This is a genomic window from Methanosarcina mazei S-6, from assembly GCF_000970205.1.
GTDB classification, from domain to species: Archaea; Halobacteriota; Methanosarcinia; order Methanosarcinales; family Methanosarcinaceae; genus Methanosarcina; species Methanosarcina mazei.
This window is the reverse complement of sequence record NZ_CP009512.1, coordinates 3,766,209-3,783,380: the sequence shown is the minus strand read 5'-3', so window position 1 is coordinate 3,783,380 and position 17,172 is coordinate 3,766,209. Positions and strand designations below refer to the sequence as shown.

Here is a 17,172-nt window from a genome sequence, read left to right as displayed (position 1 = left end):
AGTAAAATTCAGGGAGGTAATTTATGAAATCACTGGTCTTTAACCCTTTTTCAGGTGCAGCCGGAGATATGATTCTGGGGTGTGCCCTCGACCTCGGAGCCGACAGGGGAGAAGTAAAGGAATTAATCGAATCCTCGGCACCTGTATCTATGGATATCAGGGAGGTTGTGAAAAAAGGGATCAAAGCCCTGGACGTACGCATAAATGTGCCTGAAAAAGAGTACTTCCGGACATACCCTGAAATTGTAGACCTTGTAAAGGCGTCAAAACTGCCTTCAAAAGTAGAGGCAAGTGCCCTTGACATCTTTTTGAAAATGGCAGAAGCAGAGGCTGCGGTTCATGGGCAGCCTGACCTTGAAAAGCTTCATTTCCACGAGGTGGGGCAGAGCGATGCCCTTGCCGATGTTATAGGCTCTTCTGCGGCCATTCATTCCCTTAACTGTGATTCGGTTTACTGCACCCCTATCAATGTGGGCAGTGGAACAATAGAATGTGCGCATGGGACCCTGCCTGTGCCGGCTCCTGCTACCCTTGAGATTCTCAGGAGAGGAAAGCTCTATTTCAGGGGAGGAAATGTGAATAAGGAACTGCTTACTCCAACAGGGGCTGCAATTCTTGCGCATTTTGCAAAGCCTGTTGACAATTTCCCTCAGGGCAGGGCAGTTGCCATAGGATACGGCGCAGGGGATGCCGAGCTCCAGGGGCCCAATGTGCTCCAGGGAGTGCTGATAGAGCCTGATTCTCATCTGGTTCCTGATATAATCGAAGTCCTTGAGACCAATGCTGACGATGTGAGTGGAGAAGTCCTGGGCAACCTCTTTGAGGAACTGCTTTCAATGGGAGCCAGGGATGTTGCGATTATGCCCGCAACCATGAAAAAAGGCAGGCCTGCCCATATTATCAAGGTTATTGCAAAGCCCGAAGACAGCGCAAAACTTGCCCGGAAAATAATAGTTGAAACAGGGTCTCTTGGAGTAAGAGTCATGCCTGCCAGGCACAGGTTAACAGCTTCCCGAAATATTGAAAGGATAAAAATTGATCTTGAAGGTCAGGAATTTGAAACTGCGGTCAAAATCGCCAGGGACTCGGAAGGGGTTCTTCTCAATATCTCTGCGGAATTTGAAGACTGCAAAAAAATTGCAAAAACCAGCGGAGTTCCTGTAAGAGAGGTTATGCGCAGGGCAGAAGAGGCTGCAAGGAAGCTGTTTTCCTGAATACTGCCGGAAACCGGGAAATTTGGAAAATTACTCCAGGAGAAATAAAAATCAATCTCTGACTTTATAAAAATAAATTTAAAACAGAGATTTTTGAAGAAAAGTAAAAGTCCCGGTTTTCGGGCTTTTTACTTCTCATTCTTATTCTTTGCTATTTCTTTCGATTTATGCGATTATAATTTGCTTTTTATCGCTCTTTAAAAGTTTTATCAACTCAGAGCTTGCCCATCGAATGAAGAAGCTCGGCATTCAGGACACTCGCGCCCGCAGCTCCGCGGATCGTGTTGTGCCCCATTGCGATGTATCGGATACCTTCTCTGATCCTCCCCACTGAGACACTCATGCCTTTTCCCATGTTGCGGTCAAGGCGCGGCTGAGGTCTATCTACTTCGTCCCGCACTATGAGAGCTTTTTTCGGCTCTGAGGGGAGTTCTCCAAGTTTTGGGTCGAATTTCAGGAAGGCTTCCCTTACTTCTTCAGGCGTGGGGTTTTCTCTCATGCCTGCCCAGATGGCTTCCGTGTGCCCGTCAACTACAGGCACCCTGTGGCAGGAAGCGCTGACCTTCATATCTGCAGGCACGATTTCTGAGCCGTTGAATTCTCCCAGGAGCTTTAAGGTTTCAGTTTCCATCTTTTTTTCTTCGCTTCCTATATAGGGGATTACATTGTCATAGATTGCCATGGCTGCAACTCCGGAGAAACCTGCTCCGGAAATCGCCTGCATTGTGGCGACCTGTACGGTTTCGAGCCCAAACTGCATCAGGGGCTTCAGGGTAACTGTCATGACAATTGTGGAGCAGTTAGGGTTAGTGATAATGTATCCGTCCCAGCCCCTTGTATCCTGCTGGACTTCAAGGAGCCCCAGGTGTTCGGGGTTTACTTCAGGGATTACAAGAGGGATGTCTTTTTCCATCCTGTAGGAAGATGCATTGCTTGCAACTGCAAACCCGGCTTTTGCAAACTCGGATTCCACTGTAAGGGCAAGGTCTGCAGGAAGAGCTGAAAAGACCACATCTGCATCAACTGTTTTTGGGTCTACAGGAACAACCTCTATGTTTTCGACACTTTCCGGCATGGCTGTGTCAAGCCTCCAGCCTGCCGCTTCTCTATACGTTTTGCCGGCGCTCCTTTCGGATGCTGCAAGGGCTGTGATCTCAAACCATGGATGGTTTGCAAGTGCTTCTACAAATCTCTGCCCTACAGCGCCAGTGGCGCCTAAAATACCCGCTTTAACTGCTGCCATCTAAAAAGCTACCTCCGGAGAGATAAGAAATGATTTGATAAAAGAGAAAAAGAAAAGAATGGAATAAAAAGTTATTCCATCTCAATCTCTGTTTTTTTATTCCGTTACTTTAATTGCCTGGTTCGGGCATGCTTCTTCACATGCACCGCACTCTACACATTCATCCTGGTCAACAACTGCAATTCCCTTTTCTTCATCGAGGGTGATTGCTTCAGAGGGACATTCGTCGACACAGGTTCCGCATCCAGAACATTCATCTGCGTTTACTAATGCTGGCATATTTTTTCACTCCTTTTTGTTTGCTCGATATGTACCAGGAAATTATATCGGGGCGTTTTTGAAACTTCCATAGAATATCGAAAAAATGATCATAACGCCATTATTCAGATAACCATAAAAACTTATCGCTTTTTAGCAAAAAGCAATTTTTCAAGAATCGTAAAGAGCTAAGGCTTACGCTTCCAAAATTTTGTTTTGTATTTGTGTAGATGTATAAGAAAGGCTCTGTTTTTAGTAAATGTTAATGTTTGATTCCGTTATGGCATTATGCTATAATTTATGCACTGAACAGGCAGGGGCAAAGGTTTGCCTTATGCCAGGCATAACTAATAAAGTTAAATGAAAAGAAGTAATCATGGAAAGAAAATGTACAAATTGTAATGTAGAAATGAAAAACGCTTCATTAAGTGCAAATGATGGCTATGCTTTAGTAGAAGAAATAAAGAAAGGCTTTAATCGTAAAGTTTATGGCGTAAACACCTATGTTTGTCCAAAATGCGGGCATATCGAATTAGTTGCAGATAAACCAGAAATATTTGATAAATAACCCTGGTTTATAGGAAGAAGCGTAAAACCTCGAAGTCTTTAGCTTCGTGAGATCTAAGCGTCAACTTCCAAACTGTTATCCGTTATAGATTCTGTAAGTTATTAAGTATCTTCAAAACGTTTTTAATATTAGATTTTGCTGTCACCACAACCTCACAGTTCCTAAGAACGTTGCCGAATTTCAAAGCGAAAACCAAGCGAGGTAACGTTTGAACATCGGGGAGTTGGATAACAGGGCAAGAATCATCCTGAAGGGATCGGGATTAAGCCGTGGAAAGACGGTAGCTATAAGCATCTCAAGTACAACCTCACGCTCATATCTATTTCACCTTCGGAACGAGGGGCTAGAGCCTGCACGACTTGCCTCCAATGGGAGAAAGGATGACTCAGGAAGCCACTCAGTCTTTAGCTGGGTGGTAGTTCACTTGTTTCATTATTATCAACATTCGTTTAAACAAAAACATAAGAAATAATATGGGAAAATATGCTTTCAGCATACGGAATCGTGCAATGAGATTCCCATCTCCGTCAGACGGTAAATCTCATCATCAAGCTTGAGGAGCCCTTCTTTAAGCAGAAAATCCATGTGAAACTTAAAGAAGAAATCTGTCAGACCTGACTCTTCCTTTAGCTGTTTTTCAGTTTTCCCGAATACCCCAACTGTCCTAAGTAATTTCCTTCTTTCCGGGTTTATGGAAACTTTTTCCATCATAATATGTTCCATTTTGACAGCTTCGCCTTCTGTAATTTCTCCTCTGGAAGCAAAATATGTATCAATTTCGTCAATTTCATCGTGCATAATTGAGACTCCTCTCCTTTTTCAGTATCAGCTTCTCTAACTCCGCTTTTTTTCAGTATATCAGTTTCTCTAACCTTTTGTTTCCTTCACTGATTAAAACTTTACTTCTACTGGTATTCGTCTTTCCTTTTCGGGCTTTTTTATTCCACTCTAACTTCTTTTTTTGTGATCTCGCTTATCTTCGTAAGCGTGCCGTGCTGCTGTTCCTTTTTCTCAAACGAGATGCCTGATTCCCTTAATTTCTCTTCAAGAGAGCTTTCTACTATTTCTATAAGCCTGACTTTCGGGACCTTTGTAATTGCGGAGAGCAGCCTGAGTTCAAGATTTTCATTTTTGCGGGGAATAAACTCCACCTGCGGGGCTTCTCCGGAAGAAGTAACGCTGCCCTTAATTATGGAGTCAGGGAGTTTCATGGAAAGTTTTACATGCCCTATAAAATCAGGGTTAATTTCCTTAACTCTGTCCCTTATCGACTGAAGGCTCCCTTCTATAAACTGCCTGCCTTCCTCAGGATTCTGCACGCCGGATTTAAGAGTATAGAGAACCGAATGGGCCGAGACTTCAGAAATCTCAATGGAGTTTTTCTTTTCCTGAGAAGGTTTCTCAATCCCTGGCAATGCAAGATGGATTAACAGATCTTCAAATTGTTCGTCTCCAAGCTTTGCTGAAAACTTCAGGACTCTGGCTTCAGGGTTCAGTTCCGCAAGCATCTTTTCTGTTGCCCTGACGATTTCTGCAGGAGCGATGTCCATTTTATTTATGCCCAGGATTTCAGCTTCCTTTACCTGGGTCTCGATAAACTTTGGAATTTCTTTTGCCTCGGTGCCGAAACGACCCGGGTCCACAAGGGTCACAACAGGGGAAAAGGATAACTCGGAAAGCCCCATTACCTCGATTTCTTCCCTTATCTGCCCGGGAAAAGCAATTCCTGTTGGCTCGATAATTACAATATCAGGCCTGAACTCCTCTTCAAGGGTCTGAAGTGTATACTGCATACTTATTTTCAATGTACAGCAAATGCAGCCGCTTGTCAGTTCCCGAGTCGTGATTCCGGGGCTATTAAGCGTATCTCCATCAAGCCCTATTTCTCCTATTTCGTTTACGATAATCGCTGTCCGTTTTCCGGCATCACTGAGCTGCCTGCTAATTCTCTGAATTGCAGTTGTTTTCCCGCTTCCGAGAAAACCTCCTATGATCATGACTTTCATGTTTTTCCTGTCCTCATTGCCTGAAAATAGATTGTGTCTGGCTGACAAATACAATATATTTGCTTATATATATAAAATTGGTAAGCCCTTCCTCCGCGGAGATATCTCATAAACGATTAATATAGAGGCTTTTTCCTTTTATTGCGCACGAATTTGATATGCTTGAGAAGAGATGTGTCTGAAGAAAATAAATTCTGGTTTGCGGATAAGTTTTTCAAAATGAAAGGGGTTCCGGTAAACCATGCCGGAAGAAATTTTCAAAGCTTTGGAAGCACTTTAAGTCCGAGTTCCGTTAGCCTGTAAATACCTTTTTCGTCCTTAAAAAGAAAATCACTATTTATCAGAATTTCTATATGGAACCTTAAAGCAGCCTCATCAAGACCGGTTTCTTTAAGAAGTTCTTCTTTCTTTTTTCCCAGAAAACAAACCGTCCTCATTATGTCTCTCCTGGTCTGGTTGGATGCTGCATTATAAGTTTTCTCACATTTTTCCTGCAGTATTTCTTTCTCGGTTTTTACCTGGGAATCCAGAAAAAGGTCAATTTCGTCTTTCTCTTCCATCATTCGCGATCTCCTGTTCTGTAAAACTATCTTTTGAAAATCAGAATGGTTAATATATAATTATTTTGATTTTGTTTAAGGAGTTTTATTTTTCTGTATGCAGGAAAGAAGAGGTTGAGTGGGCAGGAAGAACTGCAAAATTAAAGTAAGCGTCATTTTAAAACAGGTTGTTAACCCGGGGCTATCAATTAAAAAAGGTTGTTAATAAGAGGCTATCAATAAAAGGTGCCAATTAAAAAAAGTTGTTAACTCGAAGCTGTCAATAGGACTGACAATTAATATTATTAATTGGAGATTGTTAATTCAATATTGCAAATCCTGAAAAAGTGTGTGAAGACTTCTCCGGTAAAAGAGCGCCTTTCTGTAAACATTTTTAAAAATTGGTTTGCGTTCCCATCCAAAAACCTGGAAGTTCCGAACGGCATTAAGAGATGCTTTTGTTTTATCTGGGAAGAGATATTGAGGTACTGAACTCACGGGTTGCGAGTTTAACTAGTTTCTTTATTTCTTTTATCCCTTTCTTGTGTGGAGTAGATCTTGTGCTATTTGTGGGGTGTTGAAGGGATGAGAACGCAAGCTATACTACGTATTCTTTGTATATAACACTTTTGTAATTTTATGTAACACATAATGTTATTTGATCTGTATATCATTAATACATCATTGTAATCCTTATCCATTTGACTCATATTATCGGATTCATATAACGCTTAAGAATAATACTCTGAAAATCCTATAATAACAAAAACATCTGCCCTACTCAAACAAAATTCTTATTAAATTTTAAAATAACGGGTATGAATATAATTGCTTGTGAGAAGAGAAATTCAACTCAATTCTTCCTAAACTATGAAGATGATATCTTAAAAACGAATCACTAAAAAAGAATCACTAAAAATATAATAAATCAAAAAATTTAATTAAATAAAAAGTGCTGGTAATCTAGCACAATTTTCAGTTCTTTATCGCAATCTCTATATTTTATTGTTTTTTCTTTATCGTTTTATTGTCCCTGTGAATACTCCATTACATTGCCTTCTTCATCAACTATTTTCATTTTGCCGTCTTTCATGCTCATTTCGGAAACTACCTCTCCTGATTTATCATAAGCAGTCCAGAAATAAGTTTCCCCGTTTTCTGACCACATATATTCGATTTTGGAGAAATCTTCATCGTCGATGTTTGTCTCATAAACTGCTTTACACATAGGAATTCCGTCAACGGTTTCCATTCCTGTGATTTTCATTTCAACTTCTTCACCTGTCTGGGGGTTTGTTGATTTCCAGGAAGATCCCACAGCACACCAGTTACTGGAATCTCCGGTAGATTCCATCTCAACTTTTACTTCTTCATCCTCATCAGGAGACTCTTCTTCGCTGTCTTCGGCTGACTCTTCAGGCACATTCATATCTTCTTCGGTGTTTTCACTGCACCCCGAAGAAGCGGCAAAAATGGCACACATTAGTATTATAAGTACTGAAAACCACTTCTTTAAAATAACACCTATTCCTCCTTGATTTCTTTTAAAAATTTAAGTGATTTTCTTTTTATTTATATGTGCTTATTCTCTATTTTGCGAGAAAAAAAGCTTTTTTTCTATTCTTCAATATTAAATTAATGTATAATGAAAAAATGCTCTTTATTTCATTTGTTGCTTCTTGCTGATAAAATTATATTTTCAGAATAATTTATATACTATCTCGTGAAGATCAAAAAAGACTGGAACTAAGGGAAAAAAATCTCTTCCTGAGGGACATTTAATGCAATGCACACAAATTACACCTGAATTAAAAGCTTTTCTTATCTCAACAGGCTCCGTTTCCGTGGACCCTTCACTTATTGCCAGGGACCGGGGCTCTACTGCAGGCCCGGGAGCAGGCACAAGCTCAGTATTTTTCAGGGCGGGAGATAAACGGGTCAGGCTCAGTGTGAATAAAAATTTTCCCCTTTCCATTAAAGCGGCAGGGGATGATGGAACAGTCACGATTCTGTACGAAGGAAAAGAACTTGTCAGGGGAAAACTTGAACCTGCCCCTGCACACTGTCCGGATCAGGCTTTTATAACTCTCTGCGAGAGGTGCATCTTTGACTGCAAATACTGCCCTGTGCCCAAACTCCAGGGACATGTCAAAACTGATGAAGAAGTCCTGGGCATAGTGGATGACGTCATGAAGGCGGGAAGTCTAAAAGCCATCTCCCTTACTTCAGGCGTTGAAACCTCAATTGAAGATGAAGTGGAACGTGTGCTCAAACTTATGCCCGCCCTCAAAAAATACAATGTCCCCATAGGGGTTTCAGTATATCCTACAGAGGGGTGTTCCCGGAAATTCTATGATTCCGGGGTTGCCGAGGTTAAATACAATGTTGAAACCATGGACAGAGAGATCTTCCAGAAGGTCTGTGGGGACCTTTCTCTTGATTACATCCTGGGCCGGCTTAAAGAAGCTGTGGAAGTTTTCGGAAAAAACAGGGTCTTCAGCAATTTTATTATAGGGCTTGGGGAAAGTGATGACTCTGTAAGGGAAGGAGTCGAAACTCTTGCAAAGATAGGCGTAATTCCTGTCCTGCGCCCGGTAAATCCGCATCCCCTCAGGTCAGGAGACTGTTTTACAGAACGTCCTTCTCCTGAACGCCTTTTGAGACTTGCGAAAATGGAAGCTGAAATCCTGAAGAAGTACGGGCTTGATCCCTCACTTGCAATGACGATGTGCCTTAAATGCACGGGCTGTGATCTTGTGCCCTTCGTGGATTTCTGATTCAGGCAAGTTCTGTATAAAAAATGTATGTCCGGTTTGGAGAACAGTCTTTTTTGAGTTCCATTGTCTGACTTTTAATTTTCAATTTTTCGCTTATTCTTTTACTTTTATAATTTCAAAAATTATTTTTAATTTTTTCTATTTTATTGTTTTCTTCTGAGAGAAACCCCTTTATTTCCACTGGAATCTTTCGTAAATTTATTTTTTTCAATATTCCTATTTCTTCCTTATCTATAACTTTTCGTTTTTCACTATGTATTTTTTCAGTTGTTTTCCGGACTTTCTTTTCTTCAAACAGGGTTTTCCCTTTCTTTTCTCATTACTTTTCGCCAGCAGAAGCCTTTCTTCGCAGTCTTATTCTTAAAGAGTCTTCTGATTTTCTCAAATCACTCTTCCTGTCAGGTCTTTATTCATGTTATTTTATCCCGAGTCTCACTTATTTTTTCACTGATTTCCTTATTTTAACTTCTTTAATAATATCTGTTTCATACCTGCTTTCCGATAGAATCCAAAAAAGCCCCAGATTTCCACTGGAATCTACATGTAAATTCAATATTCTTTAAATGGCATATACAGAAACATAGTTTGGATCTGACAATCTTCCAATACAGACCCCGGGTCTTTTTAGAAAGGAATTCTCATTGTCAGGAAACCGGCATCTAATCATTTTTATTAAAGTCAGTTAGATGATATTCTGTATATTCTCAGTAGCTATCAAGTTTAAAGGAACAGAAAAAAGAGAGGTTGGCGAAAATTGCCGGAGGGTTGGGAATGGCCGAGAGAATACGGAATTTTAAATTAAAATTTTTATTCTGTTATTTCTAATTTTTCTGAAATTTAATTGTAATCATAAAGTGAACTCTTTAATTATGTTCTTTGTGTATCAAAAATAACAATCTTCTAAACTGTAACCTCTCCTCTATTTCCACTCGAATGGTTAACAGGAAATTTTCTGAGATGTAAATTTCCCGTTCCTGAGATTCACTATATGAATCTTAATCAAGTCTCGAACTTTAAGAATTAGTTGATTCCCTGGTTGCTTTAATTTTTTCATTTTTCAGGCATTTTTACCCATTTTTATTATTTCTTCCGCAGTCATGCCTTCATGGACTATTTTTGAAATTCTGCGTACAAGACCTGTCGGGTCTTCTGCCTGGAATACGTTTCTTCCTATGGCAACACCACGCCCGCCCGCTTCAAGAGATCCTTCGATCATTTCCAGAAGTTCCTTTTCCGAGCCCATTTTAGGACCTCCTGCAATAATTACAGGTACGGGGCATCCATTGACAACTTCTTTGAAAGTTTCCGGGTTTCCCGTATAGTTTGTTTTGACGATGTCTGCTCCAAGCTCAGCGCCTATCCTTGCTGCATGCTTTACTACATCAACATCGTATTCGGAACGGACCTTTTTCCCTCGCGGATACATCATTGCAAGGAGAGGAATACCCCATTCGTCGCACTTTCCAGCTACATAGCCAAGGCCCTGCAGCATCTCAAACTCGTCTTCAGCTCCTATATTTATATGAACGGAAACCGCATCTGCTCCCACTTTTATGGCTTCTTCAACGGTTGTTACAAGAACTTTATGGTTCGGGTCAAGAGCAAGTGAGGTTGAAGCTGAAAGGTGGATTATCAGGCCTACATCGTGACCATAGCCCCTGTGCCCGTGCTTTGAAAGCCCCATGTGTCCTAAAACAGCATTTGCTCTCCCTTCTGCAACCCTGTTTACAGCCTCCTGAAGGTTTGTGAGTCCTGATATGGGCCCTGCACCAACTCCATGGTCCATGGGTATGATAATGGCATTACCTGTATTCCTGTTGAAAATACGCTCCATCCTTACGGATTTTCCTATAGTACTCATAGGCTGTGATATACAAATCAGGTAATATATACTTTATCTATATATTTTCGAAAGATTCCCGCTCAGGACCTCAAAATACTGTTATTTTACTGTATGCTTTTTCATAATTTCGGCCATTTTACTGCATATTTTTTCATAATTTTAGTCATTTTACTGCATGTTTTTCATAATTTTAGTCTTCTACGGCAGTGTCGCGAATTTGCTGTAAATTTGAAGTCAAGTTTTTGTGTATTATCGGGAAATTGATCTTCTGATGTGGAATTTTCTACTCAATAACTTCTTGAGATTTGTGATTTTACAGAACTTATGTTACACTGTCCATTCTACCTCAAATTCTTTTACAATTTTAGTTATTTTATTCCATATTTTTTATAAATTCAGTTTGTATTTTCGTTCTGGTAAACTCCAGAATAGCCTTCCTCTACTTCGGTATTAAGGGTATAGAAAAGGAGCTGCATTATCCTGGCGTTTTTCTTCAACTTAAAGCCTGCAGGGTTATAAACTACAAGCATGGATTCGCTTCGTCCCCTGTAACCTGCATCCCATACTGCAGTTTCAAGAGTTGCCCCGCACCGAATAAGGCTTGATCTTGGTTTTGCGATTGCAGCAAGGTTCATTGGAATATTGACGATTTCGTTAAATATAACTTTATAAATCCCCTCCGGAAGGTGGATCCATCCGTCTTTTCCAAATTCCAGGGGTTTTGCGTCCGGAACTTTTCTTTCGGAATTGTCAAAATCAACAGCTCCCGCACCTTCTATTGTTTTTATCTCTTTCAGGGTGAGCTCAAGCCCATTTGGCTGTATCTGGGTTTCGGTGTCTACTGCGTTTTCAAGTAAAGGGGGATTTGCTTTTATTAATTTTCTCAGTTCATTGCTGGATAAAAGAGCCATGAAAAACTGTAATTGTGTGTATTCTTTATTACTATTTCGGGCTTTTCAAACTTTATTCTTTTCTTATATTTGTTTCTCTTTTTGTTTTATTTTCTTCTTATCTCCTTTTTCCCTTCTTTTCCTCCCTTTCCCTTCTTTTTCTCTTCTCTTCTTTTCTTTTTCTTCTTATCTCCTTTTCTTTTTCTCTTCTCTTCTTTTCTTTTTCTCTTTATTTTTCTAAATTTTTATATAACTTATTATTATTATTTCCAATATTATTCTGTGTAAGTATTTATGAAAAGGTTTATTGTTTGTGGGTTAATACCTCTAGGTAAAATAGATGATATCATTTATATTCCTTAGAACGTCCTGATGACATTTTTTGTTTATTAAAGGGTTAAAAGAGGATGCTAAAAATGAAAAAGAGATTGATCACATGTGGGATTATTTTTATTTTCTTCTTTGTTTTGATAACAGGCATTTCCCTGGCTGGTTCGAATGATCTTTTTGGCCTATCCACAGTAAATAATACGGAAGGTTATTCCCAGAAGATCATAATTACTGAAAATTCCGGAAAAGATCTAACAAGTTATCAGGTTCCTATTTTCCTGAATTCTTCTAACTTCAATTTCTCACAGGCAAAACCGGATGGTTCTGACCTGCGTTTTTCTTCCAGAGGAAAATCACTCAATTACTGGATCGAATCCTGGGACCCGGAAGCCGAAAAAGCTCTTGTCTGGGTTAAAATACCTTCTCTACCTGCGAACAGGGATACAGCACTCCTTCTGGAATGCGGAAATCCTGACGCTGAGGCAGTGAGTGATGGAGGCAGGACCTTTGAATTCTTTGACGGCTTTGAGGGGGAAAAGCTCAAAGGTCTTGTATGGGACTCCAAAAAATCAGGTGGAGGATTTGTTGAAGTCGGTAACGGCACATGTAAAGTAACAGTTCCCAAGCCTCACGCTTATGATACTTCTCTTATCTATTCCAAAAAAAGTTTTGATATTAATTCCATGTTTGTCGTCAAAAGAATGAAAGTTACCACAGGAAAAGATGAAAGAGGCCCTCTCCTGAAGCAGGGTTTCATAGACCAGATAAGCAGCAGAAAAAATGAAATCACGCATAAGACCGAATTTGCCGGTGAAAGCCGGGTGGGCTGGGAGACAGCTTACAGAAAAGAGAGGTACAATTCCTTTGACAAAACTGACGTCCGTGTCTCTGAAGGACAGTGGTACACCTCGGGAATTGCCTGGTACGAAGAAAACGACACGCGCAGTGTAGCCTGGTATAATAATGGAATCCGCGATTCAAAGATGGATTATTCTTCCAGTGATTACATTACAAACTTCCCTATGCGCGTTTATCTTTATGCCGAATCTTATTCCGATGCCTCGAAGAACACAGGATATATGGCTGTAGACTACGCTTTTGTCCGCAAATTTGTTGAATCCGAGCCAGCTGTCAGTTTCGCCTCAGGTCAGATAGAAACTGAAAGCTCTGACAAAGATAATACTTCTGAAACTGATAATGTTTCCGAATCCGAAAACACATCTTCGGAATCAGGCATTACTCCTGAAAATGAAACTGTTTTACCTGAGGTTTCAGATACTGAAGAAGCCCAGGAAAAAGCAGTAAAGGTTCAGGAAAGCCGGAGCGGAAATAATACTGAAACCCTGGAAACTCGTTTCCCGAAATACAATGTTAATGTTTCAGGAATCAAACTTTCTTCCCCATACAGTGTTGATTTCCACGCACTTGTAAAAGAACTTGAAGCTTCGGGAATTGATACTATTTTCCTGAGTATGAACGGTCCTGATGTCTGGCAGTATGAGCGTTTTGTAAAAATGGCTCATGAGGAAGGAATATCTGTGCACGCAGTTCTCCTTGAAGAGCTCAACTGTACATCAGAAACAGCTCCGAGCATTTCCCGTGCTTCTCTTAATGCGATTCTCGATTATAATGAGAAGTCACTTGCGCCTTTCGACGGCATCAATATCTGCGTGAAAACTTCTCCTTATTCAGGTTCCGAAAACAGCTGTATGGACTATAAGCCTATTTTTGATCTTGCCCATGAAAAAGCCGGAGAAAACGTATCCGTATCAGCAAGCCTGCCACCCGGTCATACTGCATCTGAGGTTGAGACTATTTCTCCTCTGGTAGACTTCTTCATTGTCAGGGCTTACGACCGTGGAAATAAAGACCTTACCTCCATGTCGGATATTGTGGATAATATTGCACCCGATATGGGAGAGGTAAGAGGTGCGAATTCAAAAGGAATAATCGAGATTTCCGTAGAAGAAGGATTTGCAGACAGGCTCGAAATACAGAACCTTTTTACCAGTTTTGTGAAATATTATGGAGAAGATCCGGCTTTTACAGGGGTTTCGATTTCCAACTATGTTACATATACAGACCTGCCTGTAGATGCTGAATCTGAAGAAAATAAGCTGTCACTGCCCGGGTTCGGAGCTATTTCCGTACTCTTAACAGGGTTAGCAGCTTTTGCTTTTCTTAGAGCTAAGAAGCAATGAACCCAAAACATGAGAGTGAACCAAAACAAATTAGGGCGACGGATCAAAAACCAGCTAGTAACCAAAAACCAGATAGTAAACCAGAATCAGGAAATAGATCTCTGGTAGGGAAATACAGTAAAGTGAAGAAGAATACAAAACGAGGAAAAAGAGTAAAAAAGTTTTCTCTTTTTTCTTTTCTTTCTCTTTTTAGCTTAATTTTTTTTCTCTTTTTATTTTCCATTTTTTCCTTTCATTTTTTACTTCCATTTTTTCCTTTCCTTTTTTTATTTTCTGTTTTCTTCAGTTCTATCGTTATATGTAACGTTACATGTAACTTCATCATTCGATTGATTTATATTTTCCAATTAAATATTGAATCTGAAAACGGGGTTTTAGAGTTAATTTTGCCTGATATAAATACGGGGTTCGCCTGATTATTATTAAATAATTAATATTTTTTAATATATTGCTATATATATTATCTAATAATATTATTACTCGATAATTCTTGCCTTCTTGAATTGCCAGGAAGGAAGTGTTTTCAAATCAGATATTTATGGGTATTGTCAGGAGATAAATCCTGCCTGAAAGTAGAAACCTGCTATGAAAGGTCATTTTTTAAGAGAAACTGTGGTGTCTTCACTGTTTGAACAAAAAGGGGTCAGGCCAGAGTAGTGGTTTCATAAGCTATACATTTAGCTAAGTGAAGTAGGGGGAAATAATTTTGGTTAAGTGCCGAAAGTTCGGATTGCTTATTTTAAGCCTGATTATGCTGTTTATATTTGCAGCTGTAAATGCGACCGCTTTATCTGAAGATAATGATTCTATCGGAGATGCTCCCGATCTGCCTCTCATCCTGCAGGGCGAGATGGATTTAAACGGACAACCTGCTTCAGCAGGCTGTGAAATTACGGCATATTATGAGGGTGAGCTGATTGCAAAAAGTACCGTAGGGGAGGGGGGCAGGTACAGCCTGTACCTGAATATGACTCCTGAAAACTACACCAACATAGGGGATGTGGAGCTCTATGTCGATGGAAATAAAGCCAGTTCCGGGATTCCCGTTTCTAATATCGAAAATATTGAAAGTAAAGAACCGGGCTCGATCATTGAAGTTGACATAAACAATTCCGCCTCTTCCAGTGTCAGCGGAACGGAATCAAGAGGCAGCAGCGGTTCAACAGGTGAAGCCAGAGTCGTGAATAAGAACGAGACTGCTGATTCTAAAACCTCTGATAAAGCCGGAGGACGTTCAGAAGCAAGCCTGGCTGGTGAGGATGATGGGGATATTGTTAGCTCAGAAGAGCCTGTTTCTCAGTCAGATGATGCGGAAGACCTTGAAGACGAGGATGCTGAAGGTGCTGAAAACACTGAGGATGCAGGTTACTCGACAGTCTTCACGGCACTGGTCTTTATTGCGGCTCTTTTCAGTGCTGTTATGGTCATTAAGAGGTAACCGTCAGGAATGATAGTAAACTGGATATGCAAGCCCGGAAAAGCAGGATTTTTTCCTCTTCCCTTTTCCTCTTTATTGTTTTTTTAAATATGTGTTCATACATACTGGCTTATTTTTTTAAATAAGAGAAACGTTTTTATCCTGATTCATCGTTTATACTTTTGTGTAAAAATGTTTAGTATCAGATATTTAAAATTTGAATGGGGGTTCTAGCATTAAAGTTCTTGGATTGGTGGGTAGTCCTAAAGTCGATGGAAACACCGCGAAAATGGTTGATGCAATTCTGGAAGGAGCTGCAGAAAATGGGGCAGAAACCGTAATTTATAATCTTGCTTCTCTTGACATCAAAGGGTGTGATGCCTGCCACAGGTGCCAGGAGACTGGCTGCTGTGCTATAGATGATGATATGCAGGAGCTTTACCGGCAAATAGAGGAAGCAGACGCCGTTGTACTCGGCTCTCCTGTATATATGTGGCAGATGACAGCCCAGACAAAACTCCTTATTGACCGCATGACAGCGTTTTTAAAGCCGAATTTCTCCAGCAGGCTCGACCATAAAAAATTAATTCTGGTTTTTACTCAGGGAATTCCGGACAGGGATGCCTTCAATTCGTATTTCGAATATACAGCAGGTGTACTTTATTATCTGGGATTTGATGTTCTGGAGACAATTGTAGCAGCAGGCACTGATAACCTTGAAGTAGCTTTCAGGCCCAGGCTGCTGGAAAAATCCCGAGAACTCGGAAAACTGATCTCGGCTTCAAACCCTGTAAGCCCGAGGTACAGAAGAGCCGAACCGCGCCCTACACCATCTATCTGATTTTTCCATTTCTTCATCTCTTTCTTTTTTTATATTAACGGCTGGTAGAAAAAAGATCTTCTGGGGAAACATTTTATACCTCTGTCCTTCCATCTTCTTATTACTCTTTATTTTCCTTTTTCGGAGGAATGCACTCAGATGAAAGTTTTAGGATTGATCGGAAGCCCCAGAAAGGATGGAAACACTGAAAAGCTCGTGAATGCTATTCTTGACGGTGCCGCCGAAAAAGGTGCTGAGATAAAAATCTACCATCTTGCCAGAATGGATCTAAAACCCTGTAAAGGCTGCATGTCCTGCAAGCTCGAGGGGAAATGCATTATTGATGACGATATGCAGGAGCTCTATAAAGAAATTCTATCCGCGGATGCCATTGTACTCGGTTCTCCTATCTATATGTGGGAAATCACAGCCCTTACAAAAACAATTGTTGACCGCCTGATAGCTTTAACCTGCTGGCAGCCCTGTGCAAAGCCTGAATATCCAAACCTGCTGAGAATAAAGACCAGGCTGGTCCTTGCTTATACATATGGGAACCCGGACCCCAACAACTTCAACCAGTATTTCAAATATATGGAAGGGCTTTTCAGCTTTTTAGGCTTTGATGTCCAGGGAAGCATCTGGGTTTCGGGCACAATAGGCCCCGATGATATCCTGCACCAGAGTGAAATATTCGAAGAAGCAAGAGCTCTCGGGAAAAAACTCTAAATTTATCGGAAAAAAGACATAACCTGCAACTTTTCCCCGAATTCGACTACCGGAGATAGTTCAGGGACAAATTTCAAGTTTTTTCTGAATTTTTCAATCAGTTCTGCTTATTGGGCTGCCCGAAGACAGGGTTGTTTGCTCTGGTTATAGCGGGATAATCTGAAGGGGATTTGGGGCAGATTTTAAGAGGCGTATCAGATTTTTTGCTCTTTCTATATCTGGACTTTTTTAATATTTTAAACTTTTTAGTATAGTATTGGATGTTCAACCTCAGAACCATGTTAGTTCTGATTTTTCAACAACCTGTCTTTTTCCTTTTACTCGTGATTGAATGCTCCTG

16 protein-coding genes are annotated in these 17,172 nt (G+C 40.4%); 7 read left to right on the top strand and 9 right to left on the bottom strand.

Translation table 11 applies throughout. From position 1 onward, the window contains the following. Nucleotides 1-23: 23 nt before the first annotated feature. Entirely contained in the window at nt 24-1,214 is a 1,191-nt protein-coding gene (gene larC / locus MSMAS_RS16250; protein WP_011033562.1) for a nickel pincer cofactor biosynthesis protein LarC, read from the top strand. A gap of 214 nt (nt 1,215-1,428) precedes the next feature. Here the strand turns inward: larC and asd are convergent, their stop codons facing one another. Then, nucleotides 1,429-2,457 (bottom strand): aspartate-semialdehyde dehydrogenase, encoded by a 1,029-nt coding sequence (asd, locus tag MSMAS_RS16245; RefSeq protein ID WP_011033563.1) that lies wholly within the window; start codon nt 2,455-2,457, stop codon nt 1,429-1,431. Between the two features lie 96 nt (nt 2,458-2,553). Then, nucleotides 2,554-2,736, bottom strand: coding sequence for an indolepyruvate ferredoxin oxidoreductase subunit alpha (locus MSMAS_RS16240; protein ID WP_015411957.1), 183 nt, complete (start codon nt 2,734-2,736; stop codon nt 2,554-2,556). A gap of 355 nt (nt 2,737-3,091) precedes the next feature. Here MSMAS_RS16240 and MSMAS_RS16235 point away from each other — a divergent pair, with 355 nt between their 5' ends. Beyond that, on the top strand, nt 3,092-3,283 hold the full coding sequence (locus MSMAS_RS16235) for a hypothetical protein (protein WP_048046818.1): 192 nt from the start codon (nt 3,092-3,094) through the stop codon (nt 3,281-3,283). Nucleotides 3,284-3,772: 489 nt separating this feature from the next. Here MSMAS_RS16235 and MSMAS_RS16230 read toward each other — a convergent pair whose 3' ends face one another. The 4 genes from MSMAS_RS16230 to MSMAS_RS16215 form a co-directional block, all read right to left on the bottom strand. Next, a complete protein-coding gene (locus tag MSMAS_RS16230; protein ID WP_011033565.1) occupies nt 3,773-4,081 on the bottom strand; it encodes a hypothetical protein in 309 nt (102 codons plus the stop codon). A gap of 140 nt (nt 4,082-4,221) precedes the next feature. Next, nucleotides 4,222-5,289 carry a CobW family GTP-binding protein gene (locus tag MSMAS_RS16225; protein WP_048041181.1) on the bottom strand — a complete coding sequence of 356 codons (1,068 nt, stop codon included), beginning with the start codon at nt 5,287-5,289 and terminating at the stop codon, nt 4,222-4,224. A 257-nt stretch (nt 5,290-5,546) separates the two neighbouring features. Then, complete coding sequence (locus MSMAS_RS16220; RefSeq protein ID WP_011033567.1) at nt 5,547-5,852, bottom strand: hypothetical protein; 306 nt, start codon at nt 5,850-5,852, stop codon at nt 5,547-5,549. 1,000 nt (nt 5,853-6,852) lie between these two features. Next, nucleotides 6,853-7,311 carry a hypothetical protein gene (locus MSMAS_RS16215; protein WP_048041180.1) on the bottom strand — a complete coding sequence of 153 codons (459 nt, stop codon included), beginning with the start codon at nt 7,309-7,311 and terminating at the stop codon, nt 6,853-6,855. Nucleotides 7,312-7,609: 298 nt separating this feature from the next. Between MSMAS_RS16215 and MSMAS_RS16210 the strand changes: the two genes are divergently transcribed. Further along, a complete protein-coding gene (locus MSMAS_RS16210; RefSeq protein ID WP_048046816.1) occupies nt 7,610-8,605 on the top strand; it encodes a radical SAM protein in 996 nt (331 codons plus the stop codon). Nucleotides 8,606-9,662: 1,057 nt separating this feature from the next. Here MSMAS_RS16210 and MSMAS_RS16205 read toward each other — a convergent pair. Together MSMAS_RS16205 and MSMAS_RS16200 are read right to left on the bottom strand one after the other, a co-directional pair. After that, on the bottom strand, nt 9,663-10,466 hold the full coding sequence (locus MSMAS_RS16205) for a 2-amino-3,7-dideoxy-D-threo-hept-6-ulosonate synthase (RefSeq protein WP_048046813.1): 804 nt from the start codon (nt 10,464-10,466) through the stop codon (nt 9,663-9,665). Nucleotides 10,467-10,843: 377 nt separating this feature from the next. Continuing rightward, complete coding sequence (locus MSMAS_RS16200; protein WP_011033571.1) at nt 10,844-11,359, bottom strand: deoxyuridine 5'-triphosphate nucleotidohydrolase; 516 nt, start codon at nt 11,357-11,359, stop codon at nt 10,844-10,846. Between the two features lie 395 nt (nt 11,360-11,754). On the opposite strand from MSMAS_RS16200, the gene MSMAS_RS16195 reads away from it, so the two are divergent. Continuing rightward, complete coding sequence (locus tag MSMAS_RS16195) at nt 11,755-13,869, top strand: DUF2341 domain-containing protein (RefSeq protein WP_048045880.1); 2,115 nt, start codon at nt 11,755-11,757, stop codon at nt 13,867-13,869. A 43-nt stretch (nt 13,870-13,912) separates the two neighbouring features. On the opposite strand, the gene MSMAS_RS19640 is transcribed toward MSMAS_RS16195, so the two are convergent. Beyond that, nucleotides 13,913-14,092: a hypothetical protein gene (locus tag MSMAS_RS19640; protein ID WP_054869790.1), complete on the bottom strand. Its 180-nt coding sequence runs from the start codon at nt 14,090-14,092 to the stop codon at nt 13,913-13,915. A 483-nt stretch (nt 14,093-14,575) separates the two neighbouring features. Between MSMAS_RS19640 and MSMAS_RS16185 the strand changes: the two genes are divergently transcribed. The 3 genes from MSMAS_RS16185 (at nt 14,576) to MSMAS_RS16175 (ending at nt 16,832) form a co-directional block, all read left to right on the top strand. Continuing rightward, nucleotides 14,576-15,307: a hypothetical protein gene (locus MSMAS_RS16185; RefSeq protein WP_011033573.1), complete on the top strand. Its 732-nt coding sequence runs from the start codon at nt 14,576-14,578 to the stop codon at nt 15,305-15,307. 196 nt (nt 15,308-15,503) lie between these two features. Beyond that, nucleotides 15,504-16,127, top strand: a complete 624-nt coding sequence (locus MSMAS_RS16180) for a flavodoxin family protein (protein WP_011033574.1) — start codon at nt 15,504-15,506, stop codon at nt 16,125-16,127. A gap of 138 nt (nt 16,128-16,265) precedes the next feature. Beyond that, complete coding sequence (locus MSMAS_RS16175) at nt 16,266-16,832, top strand: flavodoxin family protein (RefSeq protein ID WP_011033575.1); 567 nt, start codon at nt 16,266-16,268, stop codon at nt 16,830-16,832. Nucleotides 16,833-17,172: the final 340 nt, after the last annotated feature.

Coding starts and splice junctions, on each gene's coding strand:
- MSMAS_RS16195 (WP_048045880.1), top strand. CDS start 11,755: ATGAAAAAGAGATTGATCACATGTGGGATTATTTTTATTTTCTTCTTT.
- MSMAS_RS16240 (WP_015411957.1), bottom strand. CDS start 2,736: ATGCCAGCATTAGTAAACGCAGATGAATGTTCTGGATGCGGAACCTGT.
- asd (WP_011033563.1), bottom strand. CDS start 2,457: ATGGCAGCAGTTAAAGCGGGTATTTTAGGCGCCACTGGCGCTGTAGGG.
- larC (WP_011033562.1), top strand. CDS start 24: ATGAAATCACTGGTCTTTAACCCTTTTTCAGGTGCAGCCGGAGATATG.
- MSMAS_RS16220 (WP_011033567.1), bottom strand. CDS start 5,852: ATGATGGAAGAGAAAGACGAAATTGACCTTTTTCTGGATTCCCAGGTA.
- MSMAS_RS16235 (WP_048046818.1), top strand. CDS start 3,092: ATGGAAAGAAAATGTACAAATTGTAATGTAGAAATGAAAAACGCTTCA.
- MSMAS_RS16225 (WP_048041181.1), bottom strand. CDS start 5,289: ATGAAAGTCATGATCATAGGAGGTTTTCTCGGAAGCGGGAAAACAACT.
- MSMAS_RS16205 (WP_048046813.1), bottom strand. CDS start 10,466: ATGAGTACTATAGGAAAATCCGTAAGGATGGAGCGTATTTTCAACAGG.
- MSMAS_RS16230 (WP_011033565.1), bottom strand. CDS start 4,081: ATGCACGATGAAATTGACGAAATTGATACATATTTTGCTTCCAGAGGA.
- MSMAS_RS16200 (WP_011033571.1), bottom strand. CDS start 11,359: ATGGCTCTTTTATCCAGCAATGAACTGAGAAAATTAATAAAAGCAAAT.
- MSMAS_RS19640 (WP_054869790.1), bottom strand. CDS start 14,092: ATGGAAAATAAAAAGAGAAAAAAAATTAAGCTAAAAAGAGAAAGAAAA.
- MSMAS_RS16175 (WP_011033575.1), top strand. CDS start 16,266: ATGAAAGTTTTAGGATTGATCGGAAGCCCCAGAAAGGATGGAAACACT.
- MSMAS_RS16210 (WP_048046816.1), top strand. CDS start 7,610: ATGCAATGCACACAAATTACACCTGAATTAAAAGCTTTTCTTATCTCA.
- MSMAS_RS16215 (WP_048041180.1), bottom strand. CDS start 7,311: ATGTGTGCCATTTTTGCCGCTTCTTCGGGGTGCAGTGAAAACACCGAA.